The 23,102-nt window shown below is 70.4% G+C and carries 21 protein-coding genes and 2 tRNA genes; 9 read left to right on the forward strand and 14 right to left on the reverse strand.

Going from position 1 to position 23,102, the window contains the following annotated elements:
- The first annotated feature begins 20 nt into the window (after positions 1-20).
- From EO776_RS14705 to EO776_RS14715, 3 genes are all read left to right on the forward strand, one after another.
- Positions 21-1,007 carry a carbohydrate ABC transporter permease gene (locus tag EO776_RS14705; RefSeq protein ID WP_049932706.1) on the forward strand — a complete coding sequence of 329 codons (987 nt, stop codon included), beginning with the start codon at positions 21-23 and terminating at the stop codon, positions 1,005-1,007.
- Positions 1,004-1,948, forward strand: a complete 945-nt coding sequence (locus EO776_RS14710; protein WP_086215243.1) for a carbohydrate ABC transporter permease — start codon at positions 1,004-1,006, stop codon at positions 1,946-1,948. The genes EO776_RS14705 and EO776_RS14710 overlap by 4 nt, the downstream gene beginning before the upstream one ends.
- A 102-nt stretch (positions 1,949-2,050) precedes the next feature.
- On the forward strand, positions 2,051-3,169 hold the full coding sequence (locus EO776_RS14715; RefSeq protein WP_089308445.1) for an ABC transporter ATP-binding protein: 1,119 nt from the start codon (positions 2,051-2,053) through the stop codon (positions 3,167-3,169).
- Positions 3,170-3,212: 43 nt separating this feature from the next.
- On the opposite strand, the gene EO776_RS14720 is transcribed toward EO776_RS14715, so the two are convergent.
- Together EO776_RS14720 and EO776_RS14725 are read right to left on the reverse strand one after the other, a co-directional pair.
- A complete protein-coding gene (locus EO776_RS14720; RefSeq protein ID WP_089308446.1) occupies positions 3,213-3,626 on the reverse strand; it encodes an SHOCT domain-containing protein in 414 nt (137 codons plus the stop codon).
- A 66-nt stretch (positions 3,627-3,692) separates the two neighbouring features.
- Positions 3,693-4,172, reverse strand: coding sequence for a DUF192 domain-containing protein (locus EO776_RS14725; RefSeq protein WP_089308447.1), 480 nt, complete (start codon positions 4,170-4,172; stop codon positions 3,693-3,695).
- 61 nt (positions 4,173-4,233) lie between these two features.
- Here EO776_RS14725 and EO776_RS14730 point away from each other — a divergent pair.
- Positions 4,234-4,307 (forward strand) — tRNA-Val (locus EO776_RS14730).
- A 244-nt stretch (positions 4,308-4,551) separates the two neighbouring features.
- Here the strand turns inward: EO776_RS14730 and EO776_RS14735 are convergent.
- The 4 genes from EO776_RS14735 to EO776_RS14750 form a co-directional block, all read right to left on the reverse strand.
- Complete coding sequence (locus tag EO776_RS14735) at positions 4,552-5,367, reverse strand: ABC transporter permease subunit (protein ID WP_086215239.1); 816 nt, start codon at positions 5,365-5,367, stop codon at positions 4,552-4,554.
- On the reverse strand, positions 5,364-6,371 hold the full coding sequence (locus tag EO776_RS14740; RefSeq protein WP_086215238.1) for an ABC transporter ATP-binding protein: 1,008 nt from the start codon (positions 6,369-6,371) through the stop codon (positions 5,364-5,366). The genes EO776_RS14735 and EO776_RS14740 overlap by 4 nt, the downstream gene beginning before the upstream one ends.
- An 81-nt stretch (positions 6,372-6,452) precedes the next feature.
- Complete coding sequence (gene ligA / locus EO776_RS14745; RefSeq protein WP_094520345.1) at positions 6,453-8,618, reverse strand: NAD-dependent DNA ligase LigA; 2,166 nt, start codon at positions 8,616-8,618, stop codon at positions 6,453-6,455.
- A gap of 75 nt (positions 8,619-8,693) precedes the next feature.
- Entirely contained in the window at positions 8,694-9,878 is a 1,185-nt protein-coding gene (locus tag EO776_RS14750) for a metal-dependent hydrolase family protein (RefSeq protein ID WP_176450643.1), read from the reverse strand.
- A gap of 117 nt (positions 9,879-9,995) precedes the next feature.
- On the opposite strand from EO776_RS14750, the gene EO776_RS14755 reads away from it, so the two are divergent.
- A complete protein-coding gene (locus EO776_RS14755; protein ID WP_094520346.1) occupies positions 9,996-11,675 on the forward strand; it encodes an HVO_2922 family protein in 1,680 nt (559 codons plus the stop codon).
- Between the two features lie 45 nt (positions 11,676-11,720).
- On the opposite strand, the gene EO776_RS14760 is transcribed toward EO776_RS14755, so the two are convergent.
- The 7 genes from EO776_RS14760 to EO776_RS14790 all read right to left on the reverse strand — a co-directional run bounded on the left by EO776_RS14760 (position 11,721) and on the right by EO776_RS14790 (position 17,590).
- A complete protein-coding gene (locus EO776_RS14760) occupies positions 11,721-12,011 on the reverse strand; it encodes a glutaredoxin family protein (RefSeq protein ID WP_089308452.1) in 291 nt (96 codons plus the stop codon).
- The gene (locus tag EO776_RS14765; RefSeq protein WP_049932720.1) at positions 12,008-12,394 is read right to left on the reverse strand and encodes a DUF7126 family protein; all 387 of its coding nucleotides are present in this window, start codon (positions 12,392-12,394) and stop codon (positions 12,008-12,010) included. The genes EO776_RS14760 and EO776_RS14765 overlap by 4 nt, the downstream gene beginning before the upstream one ends.
- On the reverse strand, positions 12,394-13,311 hold the full coding sequence (gene guaA, locus EO776_RS14770) for a glutamine-hydrolyzing GMP synthase (protein ID WP_094520347.1): 918 nt from the start codon (positions 13,309-13,311) through the stop codon (positions 12,394-12,396). Before guaA ends, EO776_RS14765 begins: the two co-directional genes overlap by 1 nt.
- Positions 13,312-14,967 (reverse strand): CTP synthase, encoded by a 1,656-nt coding sequence (locus tag EO776_RS14775; protein WP_094520348.1) that lies wholly within the window; start codon positions 14,965-14,967, stop codon positions 13,312-13,314.
- A 502-nt stretch (positions 14,968-15,469) separates the two neighbouring features.
- Positions 15,470-15,553 (reverse strand) — tRNA-Leu (locus EO776_RS14780).
- A gap of 30 nt (positions 15,554-15,583) precedes the next feature.
- The gene (locus EO776_RS14785; protein WP_049932725.1) at positions 15,584-16,636 is read right to left on the reverse strand and encodes a PAS domain-containing sensor histidine kinase; all 1,053 of its coding nucleotides are present in this window, start codon (positions 16,634-16,636) and stop codon (positions 15,584-15,586) included.
- 72 nt (positions 16,637-16,708) lie between these two features.
- Positions 16,709-17,590: an EamA family transporter gene (locus EO776_RS14790; protein ID WP_100050515.1), complete on the reverse strand. Its 882-nt coding sequence runs from the start codon at positions 17,588-17,590 to the stop codon at positions 16,709-16,711.
- Between the two features lie 111 nt (positions 17,591-17,701).
- Here EO776_RS14790 and EO776_RS14795 point away from each other — a divergent pair, with 111 nt between their 5' ends.
- The gene (locus EO776_RS14795) at positions 17,702-18,292 is read left to right on the forward strand and encodes a DUF309 domain-containing protein (RefSeq protein WP_086220063.1); all 591 of its coding nucleotides are present in this window, start codon (positions 17,702-17,704) and stop codon (positions 18,290-18,292) included.
- 84 nt (positions 18,293-18,376) lie between these two features.
- Positions 18,377-19,180, forward strand: a complete 804-nt coding sequence (locus tag EO776_RS14800; RefSeq protein ID WP_089308455.1) for a M14 family metallopeptidase — start codon at positions 18,377-18,379, stop codon at positions 19,178-19,180.
- 41 nt (positions 19,181-19,221) lie between these two features.
- Here the strand turns inward: EO776_RS14800 and EO776_RS14805 are convergent, their stop codons facing one another.
- Positions 19,222-19,602, reverse strand: a complete 381-nt coding sequence (locus EO776_RS14805) for a cupin domain-containing protein (RefSeq protein WP_049932736.1) — start codon at positions 19,600-19,602, stop codon at positions 19,222-19,224.
- A 109-nt stretch (positions 19,603-19,711) separates the two neighbouring features.
- Here EO776_RS14805 and EO776_RS14810 point away from each other — a divergent pair, with 109 nt between their 5' ends.
- A complete protein-coding gene (locus EO776_RS14810; protein ID WP_049932738.1) occupies positions 19,712-20,896 on the forward strand; it encodes a CBS domain-containing protein in 1,185 nt (394 codons plus the stop codon).
- A 75-nt stretch (positions 20,897-20,971) separates the two neighbouring features.
- Entirely contained in the window at positions 20,972-23,020 is a 2,049-nt protein-coding gene (locus tag EO776_RS14815) for a DUF460 domain-containing protein (protein WP_094520349.1), read from the forward strand.
- The last annotated feature ends 82 nt before the right edge of the window (positions 23,021-23,102 follow it).

Below are 23,102 nucleotides of genomic sequence, written 5' to 3' on the forward strand. Positions count from 1 at the left end.
TTCGGCGCACGAAGAACCATATGACACGAAATACTGACACCGGCGACGACAGTGGCGACGCGGTCACGGACGGCGGCGTCGCCGAGGACGGGCAGCGCTCCGGGTTCAGTCCGGTCGCCGCGCTGAACGAGCGCTTCGGCAGCGACTTCGTGGAGTCGTCGCAGTTCTGGCTCCCGCCGTTCCTGTTGGTGGGACTGTTCGTCTACGGAGCGATCATCTGGAACCTCCTGATATCGCTGACGGACTTCACCGGATTCGGGACCCCGGACTACAGCGACCTCGACCTCCAGATGTACAGCCGCGCGTTGGCGGACAGCGGGTTCGTCGACGCCGCGATCAACACCTTCATCCTGCTCGTCGGGTTCACCCTCGTGACGCTTGCGCTCGGGCTCGGGTTGGCGATCCTCATCGACCGGAACATCCGGTTCGAGAACACCTTCCGGACGATCTACCTGCTGCCGATGAGCCTCTCGTTCGTCGTCACCGCCCAGTTCTGGGCGTGGATGTTCAACTTCAACAACGGGGTGATCAACATCGTGATCACGTCGCTCGGACTCGGCCGAGTCGACTGGATCGGGAACCCGGACATCGTCCTCTGGGCAGTCATGTTCGCGCTGATGTGGCAGTTCGCTGGGTACGCGATGGTCGTGTTCCTCGCGGGCCTGCGGGCGATTCCGAACGAACACTACGAGGCGGCGAAGGTCGACGGGGCCTCCACGGTCAGGATGTACTGGCGCGTGATCATCCCCCAGCTGAAGGGGTCGACGATCAGCGCCTCGGTCGTCCTGATGGTGTTCGCGCTGAAGGCGTTCGACTTCCTCTACTCGCTCGTCGGCGGGTACCGACCACCGAACGGGGCCGACATCCTCGCGACAAAGATGGTTCGCGAGGCGTACGCGAACCTGAACTGGGCGTACGCGTCCGCGGTCGCCATCACCCTGTTCGTGATGACGCTCGGCATCGTCGGTCCGTACCTCTACTACCAGTACAACCGAGGGAACCTATGAGCAACGACGCACGAACCGACGGTGGTACGGTAACGGAAGCGGACCCCGGAGCGTCCGCTGGACTACTCTCGGGCCTCGACGCGTACCGGGTCCTCCTGTACCTCGGGCTGCTCGGGATGTTGAGCTTCTTCCTGATCCCGATCGAGTCGGGGCTCGTCACCTCGTTCAAGACGGCCAGCGGCGTGAGCGGGTCCCTTCCCTTCGCGCCGCCCACGGGCGGTACGTTCACGTTTGAGAAGTGGCGGGCGGCGTTCGACGCGCTCGGCCGGGGACTCATCAACAGCGCGCTGTACGCGATCCCGGCGACCGTCATCTCGGCGCTCCTCGGGAGTTTCACCGCCTACGGGCTCACCCAGTCGAATTGGAAGCAGAAGTACAAGGCGCCGGTCCTCGCGCTGTTGGTCGCCGGGGTATTCATTCCCTATCAGGCCGTTCTCGTGCCGCTCTCGCAGTTCTGGTCGATGATCCCGCTCCAGGAGTGGTTAGGGTTCCTGTGGGCGCTCGGGATCAACAACGACTACGCCAGCGTCATCGAACTGATCATCACGCACGTGGCGTACGGCCTGCCGATCTGTACTGTTCTGTTCAGGTCGTACTACAAGAACATGAGCGACGAGATGATCGAGGCGGCGCGGCTGGACGGCGCGTCGATTCGCCGGATCTACCGCCGCATCGTGCTCCCGCTCTCGGGACCGATGTTCGCGGTGGTCCTGATCTATCAGTTCACACAGATCTGGAACGACCTCCTGTTCACCCTCGTGTTGGTCCAAACGGAGTCCAGCGCGGCCGCGCCGATCGTGTTGATCCTCGCGGGACTGGGAACGTCGCTCGAAGGCCAAGACTTCGCGCTCCGCATGGCGGGCGCGTTCATCGCCGCCCTCCCGACGCTCGCGGTGTACATCGCGTTCGGCGAGGAGTTCGCCGAGGGGGTGGCGACGTGACCGCCATCGCTCGCCAGCAGCAATCTATGACTCGACAGCACTCACGCAGCCGACCGGAGGAATCGCTCTCAAACCGCCGCGCCGACTCGCGGGGGCGATAGGATGGGAACGCTCGAACTCGACGGCGTGACGAAGGTGTTCCCCGACGGCGACGGCGAGATTGTCGCCGTCGACGACGTCGACATCGAGATGCGCGACGGCGAGTTCCTCGTCGTCGTCGGTCCCTCGGGCTGTGGCAAGTCGACGACGCTCCGGATGGTCGCTGGCCTTGAAACGATCTCCAGCGGGGAGATCCGCCTCGCGGGCCAGCGGGTCAACGACGTGAAACCGCAGCACCGGGACATCGCGATGGTGTTCCAGTCGTACGCCCTGTACCCCCACATGACCGTGGAGGAGAACATGGCGTTCGGGTTAGAGGAGTCGACGGATCTCTCCGACGGGGAGATCGAGACGCGCGTCGCCGACGCCGCGGAGACGATGGGCATCGCCGAGCTGCTGGACCGGAAGCCAGCCGACCTCTCCGGCGGCCAGCGGCAGCGGGTGGCGCTCGGGCGGGCGATCGTCCGCGACCCGGAGGTGTTTCTCATGGACGAGCCGCTCAGCAACCTCGACGCCAAGCTCCGGTCGGAGATGCGGACGGAGCTTCAGCGCCTCCAAGACGAGCTCGACGTGACGACGATGTACGTCACGCACGACCAGACCGAGGCGATGACGATGGGCGACCGGATCGCGATCCTCAACGCCGGCGAGCTCCAGCAGGTCGCGACGCCGCTGGAGTGTTACCACGAGCCGGCGAACCGGTTCGTCGCCGGGTTCATCGGCGACCCGTCGATGAACTTCTTCCCCGTCGAGCGGGACGGCGAGACCCTCATCGGCGACATGTTCGATTACCCGCTCTCGGGGTCGACGCTCGACGACGTGGGCGACGTGACCGACCTCACCCTCGGGGTCCGTCCGGAGGACATCTCGCTGGCCGGCGACTCGGCCGGCGACCACACCTTCTCGACGGTCGTCGAGGTCGTCGAGCCGATGGGCGACGAGAACACCGTGTACCTCCGGTTTGCGGACGCCCCGGAGGGCGAGACGTTCATCGCCACCGTCGGCGGCCTCCAGCAGGTCTCGGCCGGCGACGAGATCACCGTCGAGATCCCCGAAGAGACGATCCACCTCTTCGACGGGACCTCCGGCGAAGCGGTCCACAACCGCGAGATCGACGAGTAACGCGCCGGATTCGCTCCCGATCCTTCGGGGGGTGGCCTCGTTTTCACTCCCGCAGCCGCTCTACCTCGCGCCGGACGCCCTCGCGGACCCTGTTCGCGACGTCCTCGCCGGGGGCGTCGACCGTCTCGGCGTCCTCGGTTTCGAGGAGGCGGTCCAGCTTGCGTTCGAACTCGCGTTCGTCGATGTCGCCGTTCGCGTAGCGCTCGCGGAGGGCGTCGAGCGCGGGGTCGCCGGTCGCGTGCGCGTCCTCGTCGGAGCCGTCGTCCGGGACCGGCTTCACCAGCGTGTGGAGGATCGGGAGCGCGATGAAGAGGCCGAAGAACCACACGAGCGGGAGCCACCACCAGACCCCGGTGAGGAGGGGCGCGGCGACGCCGGCGCCGACGACGCAGAGCGCGAACATCCGCCGCCAGCGGTGGCGGAGGTTCCACGCGATCCGGGCGGGGAGTCCGGTCATGGTCGTGGCGACGCCGGCGAGGCTGAAAGCGGTTTCGTCGCCGGGCGCGGCCGCGGCGCCGCGGCGTCACTCGCGGTCGATCACCAGTCGGTCGCCGGGGTCGACGCCGTGGCGCTCGCTCCACCCGCGGGGGACTTCGAGGACGTACTTCCCGGTGCCCTCGTAGCGCGTGAGCGAGCCTGACTCCGGCGCGGCCTCGTGGATCGTCGTGACGGTCCCGTCGGTATCGACGAAGACGATATCGATTGGGAACGCCATGTCGCGCATCACGTAGGCGCGCTCGGCGGCGTCGCCGTGAACGAACAGCATCCCCTCGCCCGCGTCGAGGTCGTCGGTCGCGGAGAGTCCGACGTACTGCTTCAGGAAGCCGTCGGCGACGCGGGCCTCGACCGTCGCGAGCGACTCCCCGGTGTCGCCGTCGACGGCCTCGACCGTGGTCGTGTCGTAGCCGGTGATCAGGAACGCGGGATTGGTCGCGGCGACGGCGGCGACGGCGAGGAGGACGAGCGCGAGCGCGGCCGCGACCCCGGCGAGACGGCGGTTCACGGTCGATCGTCGCGCCGGAGAAAGAAACCGTTTTCCGCTCCCGGTGGGTTCAGACGGGTGAGGGCTCGTGGTCTAGCTGGTTATGACGCGGCCTTTACAAGGCTGAGATCGGCGGTTCGAACCCGCCCGAGCCCATTTCTGGGACGAACGAAGTGAGTCACGGGAATGTCTGCGAGGGCTGTCGAACCCTATCGGTCGCGCGCAGCGAGCGGAGCGAGCGAGCACGTCCGATTTCGGTTCGAACCCGCCCGAGCCCACTGTCGCTGTCGCGAACACACCGTGAGCGACAGCGACGTGCGTGTCTGAGGGCGCGGTTCGAATCCCCCCGATCCAACTTCCTGCGGCGAGCGACTCCGCGAGCCGCAGGCGCGGCTCCCGCTTACAGGTCGTCGGTGTCGAACTTCAGCAGGCCGGCGAGCGGCGGCGCGAGTGTCCAGAAGACTAACATCGCGGCCGCGGAGAGCTGCTGGTTCGCCGTCTCGCCGCTGAACAGCTGTTCGCCGAGGAACGCGTTCGACAGCGCCTCCACCGCGGTCGTGGGGTTCGAGACGCGGAGGAACACCCGGAGCTGCGTCGCCGACACCGGGAGCGCGTCGACGAGGGGGCCGGCCGCCCCGACGAGCCGCCCGGTGACTGCGCCCCAGAGCAGGACGAAGAGGACGTAGATCGCGACGCCGCCGATGAGCGCCCGGCGCTGGGTCGACGACGCGGCGGAGAAGCCCACCGCGATCGAGACGAACACGACGCCGAGCGCGGCCGCGAACACCGTGTACCCGAGGAACGCGCCGCCGTTGAACACGACGGGCGCGGCGATCAACACGAGCGCGGGGAGCAGGAAGCCGGCGAACACCGCGAGCGCGAGCGCCGCGCCGCGGCCGACGACCTTGCCGAAGACCACGTCCGCCCGCGAGTGCGGCAGCGACAGGAGCAGTTTCAGCGAACCGGACTCGCGCTCGCCGCTCACCGCGTTGTAGCCGACGACGACGCCGACGAGCGGGACGAGCGTCGTGACGAGGAACGGACCAATGAAGACGCTCAACAGCACCTCCGTGGCGAACTGCTCGCTCTCGGCTGTGGGGCGCACGGCGAACGCGAACGCCGCGACGAGCAGCGAGAACAGCACCACCAAAGCGATCATGCCCCGTGACCGGACCGTCTCTTGGAAGTCCTTCCGGGCGATGGCGATGAGGCTCATCGGTCCACCTCCTCGGGCGCCGAATCGTCGTCCGTCGCGTCGTCGGTCGGTTCGCCCTCGGTCGGCGCGGAGGGGGCGGCGCCGGCGTCGCGCGTCGCCGCGTCACCCTCCGTGTATGCGAGGAAGAGGTCCTCTAGCGACGCCTCGCGGGTGTGGAAGTCGGCGACCGCGACGCCGGCGTCCTCCAAGGCGGCGATGACCTCGGTCTTCGTGTCGCTGTCGCAGTTCACCACCAGTTCGTCGCCGTCGCGGGTGACGCCCGAGACGCCGTCGAGCGCGCGGACCGCCGCCACCGCCTCGTCGTCGGCGCCGGCGGCCGCCACGTCAAGCGTCTCCTCACCGCCGACGGCCTCGCGGAGCCCCTCGACGGAGTCTTCGGCCACCAGTTCGCCGTCGCGGAGGATGCCCACGCGGTCGCAGACGGCGTCGACCTGTTCGAGGATGTGCGAGGAGAAGAAGACGGTCGCACCGCGCTCGGCCTCCGCGCGGACGATCTCGCGCATCTCCTTCGCGCCGGCCGGGTCGAGGCCGGAGGAGGGCTCGTCGAGGACCAGCAGGTCGGGGTCGTCGACGAGCGCCATCGCGAGGGCGAGCCGCTGGCGCATCCCCTTCGAGTACTCCCCGGCGGCCCGGTCGGCGGCGTCGGCGAGCCCGACGCGCGCCAACAGCGCGTCTGGGTCGTCCGCGGCCTCTTTCGACTCCACGGCGAACTCGACGTGTTTCCGCCCGGAGAGGCGGTCGTACACAGAGAATCCGTCGGGGAGCACGCCGGTCCGACGCCGGACATCGACCCCGTCGGTCGCCACGTCGGCACCGAGGACGCGGACCGTCCCCGCCGTCGGGCGGACGAGGTCCAAGAGCATGTCGATCGTCGTCGACTTGCCCGCGCCGTTCGGACCGAGGAACCCGTACACCTCGCCGTCTTCGACGGTGAGATCGAGGTCGCGGACGGCCGTGACGTCGCCGAACTCCTTGGTCACGCCCCGCAGTTCAATCGCGGTCATATCATTCGGTTCCGTCGTAAGTTGATAAATGGTTACGGGTCGCCGCGGAGCGCGGCCGACGGTGCCCCCGTTCCCGTCGCCTCAGTCGTCGGTCGGCGGCCAGTCGACGCCGCGGTCCGCGAGCAGGTCGCCGAACCCGTCCTCGTCGACGACCGGCACGTCCTCGGCGGCCGCGTCGTCGCGCTTCGACCGGCCCGGGTTCTCGCCGGCGACGAGGTAATCCGTGTTCCCGGAGACGCTCGACGTCGCCGACGCGCCGTGCGCCTCGACGTGCGCCTGGGCCTCGCTCCGCGGGACGGAGAGCGACCCGGTGAACACGAAGGTGAGGCCGTCGAGCGCGTCGGCCGGACCGTCGCCCGCGTCGCTCTCGAACGGCTCGGGGTCGACGCCGCGCTCGCGGAGCCCCGCGATCGCGGCGCGGTTCTCCTCGCGGTCGAAGAACGAGCGGATCGACCCGGCCACTTCGGGGCCGACGTCGTCGACCTTGCGGAGGGCCGCCTCGTCGGCGTCGAGGAGGGCGTCGAGCGTCCCGAAGTGCGCGGCGAGCGCCCGCGCCGTCGTCGCGCCGACGTCCGGGATCCCGAGTCCGGCGAGGAAGTCGTCGAGCGGCGGGTCGCGGGTGGCGTCGAGCTCGGCGATCAGGTTCTCGGCGCTCGTCTCGCCCCACCCTTCCAGTGCGGCGAGATCGGCGGCGGTCAGGTCGTACAGGTCCGGCAGCGACTCGACGAGGCCGGCCTCGCGGAGCTGTTCGACGCGCTCCGGGCCGAGCCCCTCCACGTCGAGCGCGTCGCGGCGCGCCCAGTGTTCGACCGCCCGCTCCAGCTGCGCGGGGCAGCCGAGCCCGCCGGTACAGAACGCGAGCGGGCCGTCGCGCCCGACCGCGGCGCCGCAGACGGGGCAGTTCTCGGGGAACTGGTAGGTCCCCTCCGACCGCTTCTCGACGACCTCCGGGACGTAGGGGATCACGTCGCCCGCGCGGTAGATCCGGACCCGGTCGCCGACGTTCACGCCGAGCGCCTCGATCTCCGCGGGGTTGTGGAGCGTCGCGCGCGAGACGGTGACCCCGCCGACCGCGACGGGGTCGAGCTCGGCGACGGGCGTGAGCCGTCCGGTGCGGCCCACCTGGACCGTGACGCCCTCGACCGTTGTCGTCGCGGTCCGCGGCGGGAACTTGTGCGCGAACGCCCACCGCGGCGCGCGCGACGTGCTCCCGAGCGCCTCGCGGTGCGCTTGCGCGTCGACCTTGATCACGACGCCGTCGACCGCGTAGTTCAGCTCGTCGCGGGCGGCGAGGATCTCGTCGCGGTAGTCGATCGCGGCCTCGACATCGTCGACGACTTTCACGCGGTCGTTCCGCCGGAGGCCGAGCGACGCGAACGCGTCGAGCGCGTCGCGGTGGCGCGCGGGGCGCCCGGGGCCGTCGTCGCCCGCCTCCCACGCCAGCACGTCGAAGAAGAAGACGTCGAGGGGGCGCTCGGCGACGACCGCGGGGTCGAGTTGGCGGAGCGTCCCGGCCGCTGCGTTCCGAGGGTTCGCGAAGGGCTCCTCGCCCCGCTCCATGAGCGCCTCGTTGTACGCCTCGAATGCGTCGCGGGGCATGTACACCTCCCCGCGGACCGCGAGGCGCTCGGGGTGGTCGTCGCCCCGGAGCCGCGCGGGGACCGATCCGATCGTCCGGACCTGCTCGGTCACGTCGTCGCCCTCGCGCCCGTCACCGCGCGTTGCCGCGCGGACGTACGCGCCGCCTTCGTACAGCACCTCGACGGAGAGCCCGTCGAACTTCGGCTCGCAGACGTACGCGAGGTCGCCGGGGTCGAACCCGGGGAGGTCGCCGGCGTCGGCCGCGTCCGCCAACCCCTCGCGGACGCGCTCGTCGAACTCGCGGACGGCGTCGGCGTCGGTGTCGTTGTCGATCGAGCGCATCGGCGCGACGTGCTCGACGCTCTCCAGCTCGTCGAGCGGTTCGCCGCCGACTCGGCGCGTCGGCGAGTCCTCGGTCGGGAGGTCGAACGCCGCTTCGAGGTCCGCCAGTCGGGCGAACAGCCGGTCGTACTCCTCGTCGGTGACGAGGGGGGCGGCCTCGACGTAGTACCGGTGGTCGTGTTCGCGGACGGCCGCCCGGAGCAGGGCGGCCTGTTCGGCGGCCTCGTCCTCGGAGAGGTCGGCGGCCGGGTCGAAGTCGGTCGGCGGGTCTTCGACGTAAGGGTTCTCGTCCGGGTCCGCGTGCCGGGTCGACGAGGTCGTCATCGGTCGATCGTCGGGGCGCGACCCGGTAAAAAGGCCGGTTCGCGAGCGGCAGTCGGACGGTGTCCGGGTCGGCCGTCAGGCGACGCGCTCGCCGCGGGCGAACACCGCGTCCGGGTCCCGCCACGCCTCGACGTCCTCGGTCGGGTCGGCGTCGAGGACGACGAGGTCGGCCCGATACCCCTCGGCGACGAGCCCCACGTCGTCGAGTCCGAGCAGATCGGCGGCGTTAACCGTGGCGGCCTCCAGCGCGCGCTCCGGCGAGAGCCCGTAATCGACCATGTACCCCATCTCCTGCGGGATCTCCTCGAAGAAATTGAACGGCGTGCCCGCGTCGGTCCCCATCGCGATCGGGACGCCCGCGTCGAGCGCGTGGTCCCACGCGTCGCCGAAGCGCTCGGCGGCGTCCTCGGCCTTCGCGACGGCGTCTTCGGGGATCCCGGCCTCGATCCCGTTGTCGACGATGCCGCGGAGGGCGCTCGCGGTCGGCACCCAGTAGGTGCCGCGCTCGGCCATCATTTCGGCGGCCTCGCGGTCCATGAATGTCCCGTGTTCGATACTAGAGATGCCGGCCTCCACCGCGTTCTTGATCCCGACCTCGCCGTGAGCGTGGGCCGCGGTCGGCGTGTCCGTGGGCGCCGCGGCGTCGGTGAACGCGGCGAGCTCCTCGGGTGTCAGTTCGGGCGCACCCGTCACCGCGCCCTCGGTGAGCACACCGCCGGTGGCCATACACTTGAGCACGTCCGCGCCCGCCTTCAGCTGCTCGCGGGCCGCCTTCCGCACCTCCGCGGGGCCGTCGGCCTCCCGACCGAACCAGTTGCCGTGGCCGCCGGTCATGATCACGTTGCGGCCGCAGGCGAGCACGCGCGGCCCGTCGATGTCGCCGGCCGCGATCGCCTCGCCGGCGTCGAGCGCGAGCGTCCCGCGGCTGCCAAGGTCGCGGACGGTCGTGACGCCCGCTTCGACCGCGGCCTCGAGGTTGCTCGCGGCCCGGTAGCTCGCCGCGTAGTCGCTGTCGGAGACCGCCGTCGAGACGTCCGGTCTCCCGTCCATCATCGCGTGGACGTGCGCGTCGATCAGTCCGGGCGAGACGACCCGCCCGTCGGCGTCGACCTCCGTGACCTCCCCCGCGTCGCGCTCCGCGACCGCGTCGTCGACCGCCGCCGGCTCGCCGACCGCGACGATATCGCCGTCCGCGACCGCCACGTCGGCCTCGCGGGTCCCCTCGGCGTCCGCCACGCGACCGCCTCGCAGTACGTACATGCCACCACGAGGGAGCGTCAGGGTCGTAAACGCTCGGGTCGCGGTAGTCGGGGAGGCGAGCGCGCGCTCGTGTCAATCGCCATTACATATAACCGGCTAGCCGGAGTCAGCCGTCATATGGCAACAGATGACAAACAAGACGGCGGCGGACTGTACCGGCGGCGAATCGGCACGCCGACGACGACCGACGAGGTGAACGGCTACTGGCTGTTCGGCTTCGGCGTGCTGCTCGGCCTCGCCGGCGTCGCGGTGTTTCTCCTCACCGAGTCGGCGACCGTCGCCCGCGGTGTCGGGTACGCGCTGGCCGCGCTGGCCCCGCCGTTCGTGATGCTCGGGGCCGTGATCCGGTTCCCGCTCCGGCGGACCGGGACGTACCTCGGCTACCTCGGCACGGCGGTGAGCGTCCTCGGCGTCGTGTGGTTCGTGAACGCCTTCCCGGACGGGTGGCTCACCGCGTCGGGCGACCCGGCCGTGATCACCGTCTACGGGGTCGGGCTCCTCCTGATCGGGGTCGCGGGGACGGTCGTCCCCCTGCTCTCGGACCCCGTCTACGAGGACTACGAGCGCATGCGCGACGAGGCCGCCGCGGCGACCGCGACGGCCGAGAAGGCGGGTGAGGAGCTGGCGGTGACCCGCGGCGAACTGGCGTCGACGGAGTCTGAGCTGGAGGCGGCCCGTGAAGATCTCTCGGAGACAGAGGCCGACCTCGAAGCGACCCGTGACGAGCTGACGGCCGCGGAGGCCGTCGTCGCGTCGCTGCGCGAGAGCAAGGCCCGGTTCGAGCTGTTCGAGGACGCGAGCGGGAAGCCGCGCTGGCGGCTCCGCCACCGCAACGGCAACGTCATCGCGACCGCCGGACAGGGGTACAGCAGCCGCGGGAAAGCCCAGCAGGGCCTCCACAGCGTGCGCCGGAACGCGCTCGGCGCCGGCTTCCTCCGGATCGAGACGCCGGTCGAGGAGGCGGCGGCCGTGGCCGACGACGGCCCGGAGCCGACCGACGCGACGGACCCGGACATGGCAATCCCGGACGAGACGGAGGGCCCGGAGAGCGACGCGACGTTCGAACTGTACGCCGACACCGCCGACGAGTGGCGCTTCCGGCTCCGCCACGACAACGGCGAGATCATCGGCGACTCCGGCGAGGGGTACGCCTCCAAGTCGAACGCGAAGCGCGCGCTCTCGAAGCTGTGCGACCACGTCGCGGCCGCGGACTACCTCCGGATCGATCCCGCCGCGTTCGAGGTGTTCGAGGACGCGGCCAACGAGTACCGCTGGCGGCTCGTCCACCAGAACGGGAACATCATCGCCGACTCCGGCCAGGGGTACGCCTCCCGGTCGAAGGCACAGCAGGGGCTCGACAGCGTCAGGTCCAACGCGGGCGGCGCGGGGCTCGAGTTCCCGGACGACGAGGAGGCGGAGGGCCGGGCAGGCGACGGCGAGAGCAAGGCGACGTTCGAAGCCTACGAGGACAGGGTCGGCAAGTGGCGCTGGCGGCTCGTCCACGACAACGGGAACATCATCGCCGACTCCGGCCAGGGGTACGCCTCCGAGTCGAACGCGACGGACGCGGTCGAGCGCGTCGGCGAGTACGCCCCCGACGCGAGCGCGCTGGTGGCCGGCGGCGCGGCGTTCGAGATATACGAGGACGCCGCCGACGAGTGGCGCTGGCGGCTCCGTCACCGCAACGGCAACGTCCTCGCGGACTCAGGCGAGGGGTACGCCTCCCGGTCGAGCGCCGTCGAGGCCGTGACGGGCGTGAAGGCCAACGCTCCCGGGGCGGAGACGGTCGAGCAGTAGACCGGGCGGTAGAGCCGGGCGGTCCGTCGCGCGTTTTTACCCGGATCAGGTCGCCGCGAGAAGCTTCAGCCGCAGGTCGCGCTCGTCGACCTCGTACTTGAACGCCGGGTGGCCGTCGACCAGCACGTAGGGGACGCGCTCGCCGTACTCGTCTGCCAGTTCCGGGTCGGTATCGACGTCTATCTCGTCGATATCGACCGTCACGGGGTCGAGGTCGGCGGCGACCGACTCGATCGTCTCGCGGGCGATGACGCACAACGAGCAGTTCTCGCGGGTGTAGAGGGTGACAGGGACGGTCGTCGGGCCCTCGTCGGCCGAGGCTTCGTCCCCGGTCACGGCTCGGAGGAGCCGTCCGCGTCGTCGGCCGGTTCGGCGGGGTCGTCCGCGTCGCCGGTCAGCTCCTCGGCGACCGTCGCGGCGTCCAGCAGTTCGGGGCCAACCGCGAGGTCGGCGACCGTCGCGACGAACTCCGGCAGCGACCGGCTCGCGTACGTCACGATCTGGACCTCCGGATTCTTTTCCTTCGCGACCGGGATACCGGTCGCTTCCTCCACGTCGGTGAGGACGAAGTACGCGGCGTCGGCGATGCCGGCCTCGGCGAGCGCGTCGGCGGTGACGAGCCCCTCGATACGGTTGATCGCGACGCCGCACGCGGCGAGCTCCTCGCCGAGCCCGTGCTCGTCGGGGCCGGCGACGACGGCGAGTGGTTGGTCCGTCATCACTCGTACTCGATCGTCGCGGGCGGCTTGTGGGTCACGTCGTAGACGACCCGCGCCACGTTCTCGTTCTCGCCGGTGATCCGGCTCTGGATCCGCTGGAGCGTACTCCAGCCGAGCTCCTGCGCGCGGGCGGTCATCCCGTCACGGCTCTCGACGGAGCGCACGGCGACTACCCAGCCGTGGACGCGGTTGTCGCCCTTGACGCCGGTCGCCTTGCCGAGGACCGCGGCGAACGCCTGCCACGGGTCGTACTCCGCTAACTCCTCCTCGACGACGTGGGTCGCCTCGCGGGCGACCGCGGCCTTCTCGGGGGTCACCTCGCCGACGATCCGGACGGCGAGCCCGGGCCCGGGGAACGGCATGCGCTCGGAGATGATCTCCTCGAGGCCGAGCTCCCGGGCGACCTCGCGCACCTCGTCCTTGTAGAGGTCGCGGACGGGCTCGACAATCCCCTCGAAGTCGACGACCTCGGGGAGCCCGCCGACGTTGTGGTGCGACTTGATGTTCCCCTCCGACTCGATGCGGTCGGGGTAGATCGTCCCCTGAACGAGGTAGTCGGCGTCCACGTCGCGCGCGACCGTCTCGAACTCGTCGATGAACCCCTCGCCGATGACGTGGCGCTTCTCCTCGGGGTCGGTGACGCCTTCGAGCCGGTCGAAGAACCGGTCCTGCGCCTCGATGACGCGCAGCGACTCCATGAAGTCGAACGTGTCGCGTATCTCCGCGGTCTCCCCCTTCCGCATTAGTCCCGTGTCGACGTAGACGGGGGTGAGCTGGTCGCCGACCGCCTCGTAGGCGAGCGTCGCCGCGACCGAGGAGTCGACCCCGCCGGATAAGGCGATCACGGCGTTCGCGTCGCCGATCGCCTCCCGTATCTCCGCTTTCGCCTCCGCGATGAATTCCTCCGTCTCGACCATCTATAGCCTCACGTCCGCGTTCCGCTCGGTTGTGTCCGTCGATCCCAGCGCCGCCTCGACGAGGGAGACGAACGGCGGGCTCGCGCGGTCGGGCCGCGACCGGAACTCGGGGTGCGCCTGCGTCCCGAAGAAGAACGGGTGGTCCGGGCGTTCGAGTATCTCCATCCGGTTGTCGGCGCGCCCCGAGAAGACGAGTCCGTCGGCCTCCAGATCGTCGATGTACTCGGGGTTCACCTCGTAGCGGTGGCGGTGGCGCTCGGTACAGGCGTCGGCGTCGTACACCCGGGCGGCGAGCGTGTCGGGCTCGATGTCGGTCTCGTGGGCGCCGAGCCGCATCGTCCCGCCCATGTCCTCCGTCTCGTACTGCTCGGGGAGCAGGTCGATGACGGGGTGCGGCGTGTCGGGGTCGATCTCCGCGGAGTGGGCGCCGTCGAGCCCGAGGGTGTTGCGCGCGTGTTCGACGACGGCCATCTGGAAGCCCAAGCAGAGCCCGAGGAACGGCACGCCGTTCTCGCGGGCGTAGCGGATCGCCTCGATCTTCCCGTCGGTCCCGCGGGAGCCGAAGCCGCCGGGGACGACGACCGCGTCGGCCTCAGCGAGCCGCTTCTCGTGTTCGGCCTGCGTCTCGTCGGCATCGACCCACAGCACGTTCACCTCGGTGCCGGTCTGGATGCCGGCGTGTTTCAGCGCCTCGTGGATCGACATGTACGCGTCTTCAAGCGCGTACTTGCCCACGAGCGCCACGTCGATCTCCTCGTCGCGGTCGCGGGTGACCAGCTCGCGCCACTCCGTCGACCGCTCTTCCTTCGGAAGCGCCTCGTCGGCGAGGCCGAGCCGCTCCATCACGTACTCGTCTAATCCCTCGTCTTCGACCATCAGCGGGACGTGGTAGATGTCCTCGACATCGGGGTTCGAGAAGACGGCGTCCGTGGGCACGTCACAGAAGAGCGCGATCTTCTCTTTCGTCTCCGGGTCGAGCCGGTCCTCCGAGCGGCCGACGAGGATGTCGGGCTGGAGGCCGATCGAGCGCAGCTCTTTCACGGAGTGCTGGGTGGGCTTCGTCTTCTGCTCGCCGTTCTTCGAGTACGGGACGAGGGTGACGTGCGTGAAGAGGATGTCATCGTCGTCCTCCTCGTGGGCGAACTGGCGGAGGGCTTCGAGGAACGGCATCGACTCGATATCTCCGACCGTCCCGCCGATCTCGACGAGACAGACGTCGCTCCCCTCGGCGGCCTCCCGGATGCGACGCTTGATGTCGTCGGTGACGTGCGGGATGATCTGGACGGTCTTGCCGAGGTAGTCGCCGGCGCGCTCGCGCTCGATGACGTGCTGGTACGTCTTCCCCGTGGTAACGTTGTGGTCGAACGTCATGTCGGTGCCGAGGAAGCGCTCGTAGTTGCCGAGGTCGAGGTCGACCTCGCCGCCGTCCTTGAGGACGTACACCTCACCGTGCTCGTACGGGTTCATCGTCCCGGCGTCGACGTTGAGGTACGGGTCCACCTTGACGGCGGTGACGTCGAAGCCCGCGTTGGCGAGAAGGCGCCCGGTGCTGGCGGCGGTGATGCCCTTGCCCAGCCCGGACATCACTCCGCCCGTGACGAACACGAACTTCCGACCCAGCGAGGGGTCGTACCCCGTGTCGGGATCTGCTGGCATATCGACCGTCCGGCAGGCCGGGGCAAAACCGTTTCGGACCCTGCGGTTCGCTGGACGTTCGTGTCGTTTCGGGACGTGTCGGATCACCGTGGAGAACTGTGTGGTGGCGAGGTGATCGAGGCCGTCAGGTCGACCGCTTGTTCGGAAGTCGGTGACCGTGGATCATCGGCGAACACCGCCAAAGCCCCGGTCGCGAGGACTCGCGCGACTCGCTGTGGTCCTCAGTCGCTCACTCCGCTCGCTCCCTGCGGTGTTTGTTCGTCGTGCTTCGCCGTCGCGACCGCCCGTTTGAGTCCCGCCCCACACAGCAACCGCACCTCGCGCCTCCCCGGCCTCGTCAGTCGTCCTCGCTTCGCTTCGGACGACTGACTCCAGCGAGGGACCGAAGGTCCCTCTGGCAGCCGATTTGACAGAGCAGTCGCTCGCGGCGTTCGAGTGGATTTTGCGAGGGAAGAGCGCTCCGAGAGCGTCTTCCCGCATCACGGGGGGAGGACCCCGGCGATGCGAGGGGAGGGATTTGAACCCACGGACCTCTACAGGAGCGGAGCTTGAATCCGCCGCCGTTTCCGGGCTTGGCTACCCTCGCACGCGGACTGGCGTTGGATCGGCCTCCTCTTTATCCCGTCGGTTCCGCACCGACCAGCGTCGCCCGGAAGCCCCCCTCTGGGGACTCGTCGACTTCGAGCGTCCAGCCGTGCGCGGCCGCCACGTGCTCGACGATAGCGAGCCCGATCCCGGTCCCGCCCCCAGGAGAGACGCCAAAGTCGGTCAGTTCCACCCGGTCGCGCTCGTCATCCGGGAGCCCAGGACCGTCGTCGGCCACGTACAGCCCGCGGTCGTCGACGCCGACTCGAACCGTGGGGGCGTCCCCGCCGTACTCGAAGGCGTTGCCGATGAGGTTCCCGACGGCGCGCCGGAGCAGGGTCGGGTCGCCGGTGACGGCGCCGGCGTCCGCGACGACGAGGTCGGCGTCAGCGGGGATCTCTCCGAAGTCGCCCGACCCTAGGCAGTCGGCCGCAAGGTCGGCGAGGTCGACCGCGGCGTCCTCCGTCTCGATCGCGTCCGGATCGCGGGCCATTACGAGTGCCTCGTCGATCATCGACTCGATCCGACCGAACGCGCTCTCGGCGGCGGCTAACTGCTCGGTGTCGCCGGTCTCGCGCGCGAGGTCGATGTACCCCCGCGCGACCGACAGGGGGTTCCGGAGGTCGTGCGAGATGAACCCCGCGAGCCGTTCGAGCCGCTCGTTGAGGCGCTCCAGTTCGCGCTCGCGCTCGACCCGCGCCGTGACGTCGCGGATGACTCCCACCGCGCCGACGACGGCGCCGCCGCGCTCGATCGGCGTCAGCCGCGTTTCCGTCGTCACGTCGCTCCCGTCGTCGAGCGTCGTCGTGAGCTGGACGCGCTCGTCGTCGGCTTCGCCCCCGAGGACGCGCTCGACCGCGGCGCGGTAGCGCTCGCCCGCCTCCTCGCTCCAGCGCCCCTCCGCGACGAGTCGCTCGGGGTGTTTCGCGTGGAGAACCGCCTCGTCGAAGCCAGTCACCTCGCGGAGGCGGTCGTTGACGAACACGCGGTTCCGGTCGGCGTCGAGGACGTACGCGCCGTCGCCGAGGGCATTCACGATCGACTCGGCGTGATCGATCGGGACCGACTCCGGCGGAGTTTCCATACGGCCCGTACGGGCCCCAGAGACAAGTGTTACTCGGGTAGCGGCAGGCGTGGCGGCGAGCGGCCGACCGCGTCAGCCGGCGATCATCGCGACGCCGGCGACCGCGAGGACCGCCGCGGCGAGCCGGAGCCGGAAGTGCCGCTCGCCGAGCAGCACGCCCCCGAGGACCACCGCGACGATCGCCTGCGTGTTGATCACGGGGGAGGCGACGCTCGCGGGCAGCGCCGCGAACGCGACCGTCGTCAGGTGCTCGCCGAGCGCGACGAGCCCGCCGGCCGCGAGGAACTTCGGGAGGTCCCGCCGGGTGACCGCGAACGGGCTCCGGAGCGCCGCCGGAAAGAGGACGACCGCGACGCCGGCGAGCAGGAGCGGCACCCACAGCGTGCCGGGGATCGAGAACTCCTGGAGCGCGACCCGCTTGCCCACGTCGGCGACCGCGTAGCAGGCCGCGCTCGCGAGCGCCAGCTGCGCCGGCCGGGAGCGCGCGGCCCGCGCGAACGGCGCGAAGAAACCCCCCGGCTCGTAGTTCGCGACGTACACCGCGAGGGTGGTGACGACGACGCCGGCGACCTGGACCGGCGCGAGGACCTGCCCGAGCAGTCCGACCTCCAGCGGGAGGACGAACATCGGGACGATCTTGTTGATCGGCGCGACGTACGACACCGCCCCCTGGTCGATGGCGCGCAAGAAGAGGACGAAGGCGGCGGCCGTCCCGAGGGTCGTGACGGCGACGACCGCGGCCCGACGCGGCGCGACGAGCCCGGACACCCCCGCCGCGGCGTCGCCGAACCCGACCGTCAGCCCGGTCCCGGCGGGGAACCACGAGACCGCCGCGACGTTGATCGCCACCGTCAGCGCGGCGGGCGGGTATCCGGCGAAGGCGCGCTTCAGGACGAAGAGGTACGCGCCCCAGACGACGGCGGCGGCGACCGCGGCGAGGAGTCCGGCGTCCATGCGGTCGACCCGAGCGCGAGCGGGGGAAAGAAGGGTTCGGTTCGCGGGCCGGTCGGCTTCGCCGCCGGCGCCGCGAAACGGTTAGGTCGCTGCCGCGTGAACGGCACGCACATGGACGACCACACTCGGGACCCCGGCGTCGCCCCGCCGCTCGGGAACCCGACCGGATGGCACGCGGGCGACGAGTCGCGCGCGGCGTCCGGAGAGGCGGAAGCGTCGTCCGGCGACGCGGACGCGTCATCCGGCGACGCGGACGGGCTGCCAGACGCACAGGCGGTCGGCGGGTACTGGGAACACGCGACGCTCCGACGCGCGACCGAACACGGCGTGCGGCTTTTCAACGACGGCGCCTACCACGAGAGCCACGACTGCTTCGAGGACGAGTGGTACAACTACGGCAGCGGCACGGCCGAGAGCGCCTTCCTCCACGGGATGGTCCAGGTGGCCGCGGGCGCGTACAAGCGCGTCGACTTCGAGAACGACGCGGGGATGCGGTCGCTGTTCGAGACGGCCCTCCAGTACCTCGACGGGATCCCGAGCGACTTCTACGGGGTCGACGTCGACGACGTGCGAGAGACGCTCCGGGCCGCGCTCGACGACCCCGCCGCGGTCGACGGGTGGCAGATACCCCTCGACGGCGCACGTCAGCCGGCGTACCCCGCCGACTACGAGTACACTGAGCGCGTCGACGAGGGGCACTGAGCCCGGGCGTTGCCTGACGCACGGGGATCGGACCGCTCGCCGCGGATCCGAACGCCACTTATTCGCCGCCCGTCAGGGTGTGGTATGGAGATCCACGATCTGGGCGACGGGGAGCCCGAGGTCGCCGTCGTCGGCGCGATCCACGGCGACGAGCCCTGCGGCGCCCGCGCCGTCGAGCGCCTGCTCGACGCCGACCTCGACCCCGAGCGACCGGTCCGCCTCGTCACCGCAAACGAGGCGGCGCTCGACGCGGGCGAGCGCTACCTCGACGCCGACCTCAACCGGGCGTTCCCCGGAAACCCCGACGCGGAGGCCCACGAGGTCCGGCTCGCGGCCGAACTGGTCGACGCGCTGGAAGGGTGTACGACCCTCGCGATCCACTCGACGCAGTCGTACGCGGAGCCGTTCGCGGTCATCGACTCGATGGACGAAGTGACCCGCGCTGTCGCGCCGCACCTCCCCGTGGACGCGGTGATCCAGACGGACGCGTTCACCGAGGGCCGACTCATCGAGCACCCGCACACGCTCGAAGTGGAGGCGGGGCTCCAGGGCTCCGAGGCGGCCGCTGACAACGCCTACTGGCTGTCGCGCGCGTTCCTCGCCGCGACCGGCGCCATCTCCGCGCCCGGCGCCGACGACGTGCTCGACGCTGGCGGTCGGGAGGACGTGTCGGTGTTCCGACTCCGCAAGCGGATCCCGAAGCCGGAGGCGGAGGCGTACGAGGTGTTCGCGCGCAACTTCGAGCGCGTCGAGCCCGGCGAGCGGTTCGCGGCCGCCGACGGCGAACCGCTGCTCGCCGACGAGCCATTCTACCCCGTACTGTTATCGCCGAACGGCTACCGCGACCAGTTCGGCTACGTCGCCGACCGCGTCGGCACGCTGGAGTAGGTGCCCGCCTCGCGGCGCGCGAGGCCGAGCCCGGACGCCCGCTACTCGACGAGTTCGATCGCGTCGTCGCCGTTCGGCACCGCACAGATGAACGCGCCGGGCTCGTCGCGCTCGTTGCGGTACCAGTGTTCGACCCCCGGCGGGATCAGGAGAGTGTCGCCGGCCGACACGGTGCGTTCCTCGTCGCCGATCCCGACGACGTACTCCCCGGCGAGGACGTACTGCTCGTGTTCGATCGCGTTGGTGTGGCGGGGGACCTCGGCGCCCGGTTCGAGCTCGAACCGGCGCATCGCGAAGGTCGGCGCGCCGTCCGACTCGTCGAGGAGGACGCCCTTCGAGAGCCCCTCGGCGGCCTCGACGGGCTCGTACGCGATGTCGTCGCCGCGCTTCACGACCGACTCGGCGTCGCCTGCGTCGCTCATACGCGACCGTGACGGGAGGCGCGTATTTAATTGCTCACCGCCCGGTCCCGGCGGCTCGAACGTCGACCGACCCCTGTGACTTAACCGCTCACCGGCCGAACGCGATGGCATGCGTGGAATCAAGATCGGGAGCGCGTTCGGGATTCCGATCCGGCTCAACTGGACGTTTCTGATCGTCTTACCGCTGTTCGCGTACCTGATCGGGTCGCAAGTCGGGATGATCGCGGAGGTGATGAACGAGACGGCCGGTCTCGGGATCGACGCGACCGCGGTCGCGAGCGGCACCACGCCGTGGGTACTCGGGCTGTCGGCCGTGATCGGGCTGTTCGTCGGGGTGCTGCTTCACGAGTTCGGCCACTCGCTGGTCGCCATGCGATACGGCTACGAGATCGAGTCGATCACGCTGTGGCTGCTCGGCGGCCTCGCCAGCTTCGCCGAGTTCCCCGAAGACTGGAGACACGAGTTCTGGATCGCGATCGCCGGCCCGCTCGTCAGCGTCGCGGTGGGGATCGCCTGCTACGGGGTCGTCCTCGTCGCGCCCGTCGGCTCGAACGCCGTCCTCTTCGTCTTCGGCTACCTCGCGCTCCTGAACATCGTCCTCGCCGTGTTCAACATGCTGCCCGCGTTCCCGATGGACGGCGGGCGGGTCCTCCGGGCGCTGCTCGCACGGAACCAGCCACACGCGCAGGCGACCCAGCGGGCCGCCTCCGTGGGGAAGGTGTTCGCGTTCCTGATGGGGATCTTCGGCCTGTTCACCTTCCAGCTGCTGCTCATCGTGCTCGCCTTCTTCGTCTACATCGCCGCCTCGGGCGAGGCCCAGCAGACGACCCTGAAGGCCGCCTTCGAGGACGTGACCGTCGGCGACGTGATGACGCCCCGTGAGGGGCTCCACACGGTGACGGAGGACACCTCGGTCGGCGACCTGATGAGCCGGATGTTCGAGGAGCGCCACACTGGCTACCCCGTCCTCGACGGCGACGAGCTCGTCGGGATGGTCACCCTCGAAGATGCCCGGTCGGTCCGCGAAGTCGAGCGCGACGCCTACCGCGTCGACGACGTGATGGTGACCGACCTCGTCGCCGTCGACCCGGACGCCGACGCCCTGACCGCCCTCCAGACCATGCAGGAACACGGCGTCGGCCGCCTCCCCGTAGTCGATGCCGACGGCGAACTCGTCGGCCTCATCTCGCGGTCGGACCTGATGACCGCGTTCAACATCATCCAGACGGGCGGGACGCCGGGCGTCATCAGCGGCCGGCGACAGCAGGCCGGCGAAGAGCCCCGAATCCTCTGACCGCTCGCTCCCGCGGCGGCGGTCCGCGACCGCCCCCGGCGTGGGGTATATACGCGGCAACGACCTACTCGGGATGTGACAACCCGGACCATCCGCGCCCGCGACCGGCCGGTGTTCGGCGTCGACGTCCACAGCGGCGACGTCCGCGGCGACAGCCCCTCCTACGCGCTGGTCATCCTGGACCCCGTCGACGAGGACGACCCGGACGCCCCCGACGCCGACGGTCCGATGGCCCGGATCACCCGCGACGTGGTCTCGTTCCGGAAGCTCTGCCGGCTGATCGACGACCGCGAGCCCCTCTACGTCGCCACCGACAACGCCTACGAGCTGGCGGCGGACAAGGGGGAGCTCGTCAACTTCCTCCGGTCGCTGCCGGACGGGACCCGCCTCGTCCAGGTGACCGGCGCGGAACGGCCGGAGCCGCTCTCGCGGGTCGCCTCCCGGCACGGCATCCCCTACGGCAAGAAGCCGATGAAGGAGGCGGAGGCGTCGGCGCGGCTCGCCGCCGCGAACGTCGGCCACGAGGTGACCGCGTTCACCGACGAGACGACCGTCAAGGTGTCCCGCGGGCGCTCGACCGGAAATGGCGGGTGGAGTCAGGACCGCTACACGCGGCGGATCCACGGTAACGTCCGCAAGCGGACGCGCCAGGTCCAGTCGAAGCTGAAGGATGCGAACCTCGACTTCGAGCGGGACGTGACCGAGAAGTACGGCGGCTACGCGAACGCGACGTTCACCGTCGAGGCCCGCCCCGAGGATATCCCGGTGTCGAACTCGCGGGCGGGCGACGTGCGCGTCGAGGTCGAGCGGGAACGCCGCGACGGGATCGAGTACGAGCCGCTGGTGAAGCGGCGCGACCGCGTCATCGTCGGGATCGACCCCGGGACGACCACCGCGGCCGCGGTCGTCGGCCTCGACGGCACGGTCCACGCGCTGTACTCCTCCCGCACCGGCGACACCGCCGAGGTGACCGAGTGGATCGTCGAGCAGGGGCGACCGATCATCGTCGCCGCCGACGTGGAGCCGATGCCGGAGACGGTCGAGAAGTTCCGGCGCTCGTTCGACGCCGCCGGGTGGCGGCCGACGACCGACCTCCCGGTCGATGAGAAGCTCCACCGCACCCGCGAGGCGAGCTACGCGAACGACCACGAGCGCGACGCGCTGGCGGCCGCGCTGTACGCCTACGACGACCACGAGGACCAGTTCGAGCGGATCGCGGCGAAGACGCCCCCGCGGCTCGACCGCGGGGCGGTGATCGCCGGCGTCGTCGCGGGCGGCTCGTCCGTCGAGGCCGTCATCGAGGACCTGAGCGAGGACGACGGCGGGGACGGAGACGAGGACGACGCGGACGAGGCGGACTCCACCGAGCCCGACCGCACCGAGGAGGAGGAGACGATCCGCCGGCTTCGCGAGCGCGTCGACCGGCTAGAGTCGCACGCCGAGTCGCTGGAGGAGGACTTAGAGGAGCGCGACGACCGGATCGCTGAGCTGGAGGGCGAGCTGGAGGAGGCGAAACGCGAGGAGCGCATCGAGGCGCGCTCGCGGCGCGCGGTCTCGCGGCTCGAACGCGAGACGGACCGGCTGGAGCGCGAGCGCGACGAGGCAGAAGAGCGCGTCGCCGACCTCGAACGCAAGGTGGAGACGCTGAAGGAGCTGTGGCGGCTCGACCACTCGAACTTCGGCGACGTGGCCGAGGGGCGGGGGCTGGTGAGCGTGAAGGTGGTCGAGCAGTTCACGCTCGACGCGCTCGACGCCGCGGACGACGCCTACGGGCTCGTCGCCGGCGACGTGGTCTACCTCCGGGACGCGTCGGGCGCTGGCCGGCGGACCGCAGAGCGGCTCGCGGAGGCGGAGCCGCGGGCCGTGATCCGCGGCGAGGGGAACCTCTCGGACGTCGCCGACGAGGTGCTGTTCGAGCGCGCCGTCCCCGTGGTGCCGGCCGACGCCGTGCCGGTCCGCGAGGTGGACGAGCTGGCGGTCGCGAGCGAGGAGGACCTCGCGGCCGCCGTCGAGGACTGGGAGGAGCGCGCCGAGCAGCGCCGGCGCGACGAGAAGGCCGAGCGGATCGACCGGATCATCTCCGAACACCGGGCGGGGCGGACGCTGCCCGAGACGGAGGAGTGAGCGCGCCCGGGGACGACCGGAACGCGAGTCAAAGCGGCCGACGGGCGCGCTGGCGGCGCTCCGCGTGAGTCGTCGGCACGCA

This window comes from Halorubrum ezzemoulense (assembly GCF_004126515.1).
Taxonomy (GTDB): domain Archaea; phylum Halobacteriota; class Halobacteria; order Halobacteriales; family Haloferacaceae; genus Halorubrum; species Halorubrum ezzemoulense.

What these genes read in the sequence shown, in the direction of transcription:
- EO776_RS14705 (WP_049932706.1), top strand. Translation starts at nt 21, where the DNA reads ATGACACGAAATACTGACACCGGCGACGACAGTGGCGACGCGGTCACG.
- EO776_RS14710 (WP_086215243.1), top strand. Translation starts at nt 1,004, where the DNA reads ATGAGCAACGACGCACGAACCGACGGTGGTACGGTAACGGAAGCGGAC.
- EO776_RS14715 (WP_089308445.1), top strand. Translation starts at nt 2,051, where the DNA reads ATGGGAACGCTCGAACTCGACGGCGTGACGAAGGTGTTCCCCGACGGC.
- EO776_RS14720 (WP_089308446.1), bottom strand. Translation starts at nt 3,626, where the DNA reads ATGACCGGACTCCCCGCCCGGATCGCGTGGAACCTCCGCCACCGCTGG.
- EO776_RS14735 (WP_086215239.1), bottom strand. Translation starts at nt 5,367, where the DNA reads ATGAGCCTCATCGCCATCGCCCGGAAGGACTTCCAAGAGACGGTCCGG.
- EO776_RS14740 (WP_086215238.1), bottom strand. Translation starts at nt 6,371, where the DNA reads ATGACCGCGATTGAACTGCGGGGCGTGACCAAGGAGTTCGGCGACGTC.
- ligA (WP_094520345.1), bottom strand. Translation starts at nt 8,618, where the DNA reads ATGACGACCTCGTCGACCCGGCACGCGGACCCGGACGAGAACCCTTAC.
- EO776_RS14750 (WP_176450643.1), bottom strand. Translation starts at nt 9,878, where the DNA reads ATGTACGTACTGCGAGGCGGTCGCGTGGCGGACGCCGAGGGGACCCGC.
- EO776_RS14755 (WP_094520346.1), top strand. Translation starts at nt 9,996, where the DNA reads ATGGCAACAGATGACAAACAAGACGGCGGCGGACTGTACCGGCGGCGA.
- EO776_RS14765 (WP_049932720.1), bottom strand. Translation starts at nt 12,394, where the DNA reads ATGACGGACCAACCACTCGCCGTCGTCGCCGGCCCCGACGAGCACGGG.
- guaA (WP_094520347.1), bottom strand. Translation starts at nt 13,311, where the DNA reads ATGGTCGAGACGGAGGAATTCATCGCGGAGGCGAAAGCGGAGATACGG.
- EO776_RS14775 (WP_094520348.1), bottom strand. Translation starts at nt 14,967, where the DNA reads ATGCCAGCAGATCCCGACACGGGGTACGACCCCTCGCTGGGTCGGAAG.
- EO776_RS14785 (WP_049932725.1), bottom strand. Translation starts at nt 16,636, where the DNA reads ATGGAAACTCCGCCGGAGTCGGTCCCGATCGATCACGCCGAGTCGATC.
- EO776_RS14790 (WP_100050515.1), bottom strand. Translation starts at nt 17,590, where the DNA reads ATGGACGCCGGACTCCTCGCCGCGGTCGCCGCCGCCGTCGTCTGGGGC.
- EO776_RS14795 (WP_086220063.1), top strand. Translation starts at nt 17,702, where the DNA reads ATGGACGACCACACTCGGGACCCCGGCGTCGCCCCGCCGCTCGGGAAC.
- EO776_RS14800 (WP_089308455.1), top strand. Translation starts at nt 18,377, where the DNA reads ATGGAGATCCACGATCTGGGCGACGGGGAGCCCGAGGTCGCCGTCGTC.
- EO776_RS14805 (WP_049932736.1), bottom strand. Translation starts at nt 19,602, where the DNA reads ATGAGCGACGCAGGCGACGCCGAGTCGGTCGTGAAGCGCGGCGACGAC.
- EO776_RS14810 (WP_049932738.1), top strand. Translation starts at nt 19,712, where the DNA reads ATGCGTGGAATCAAGATCGGGAGCGCGTTCGGGATTCCGATCCGGCTC.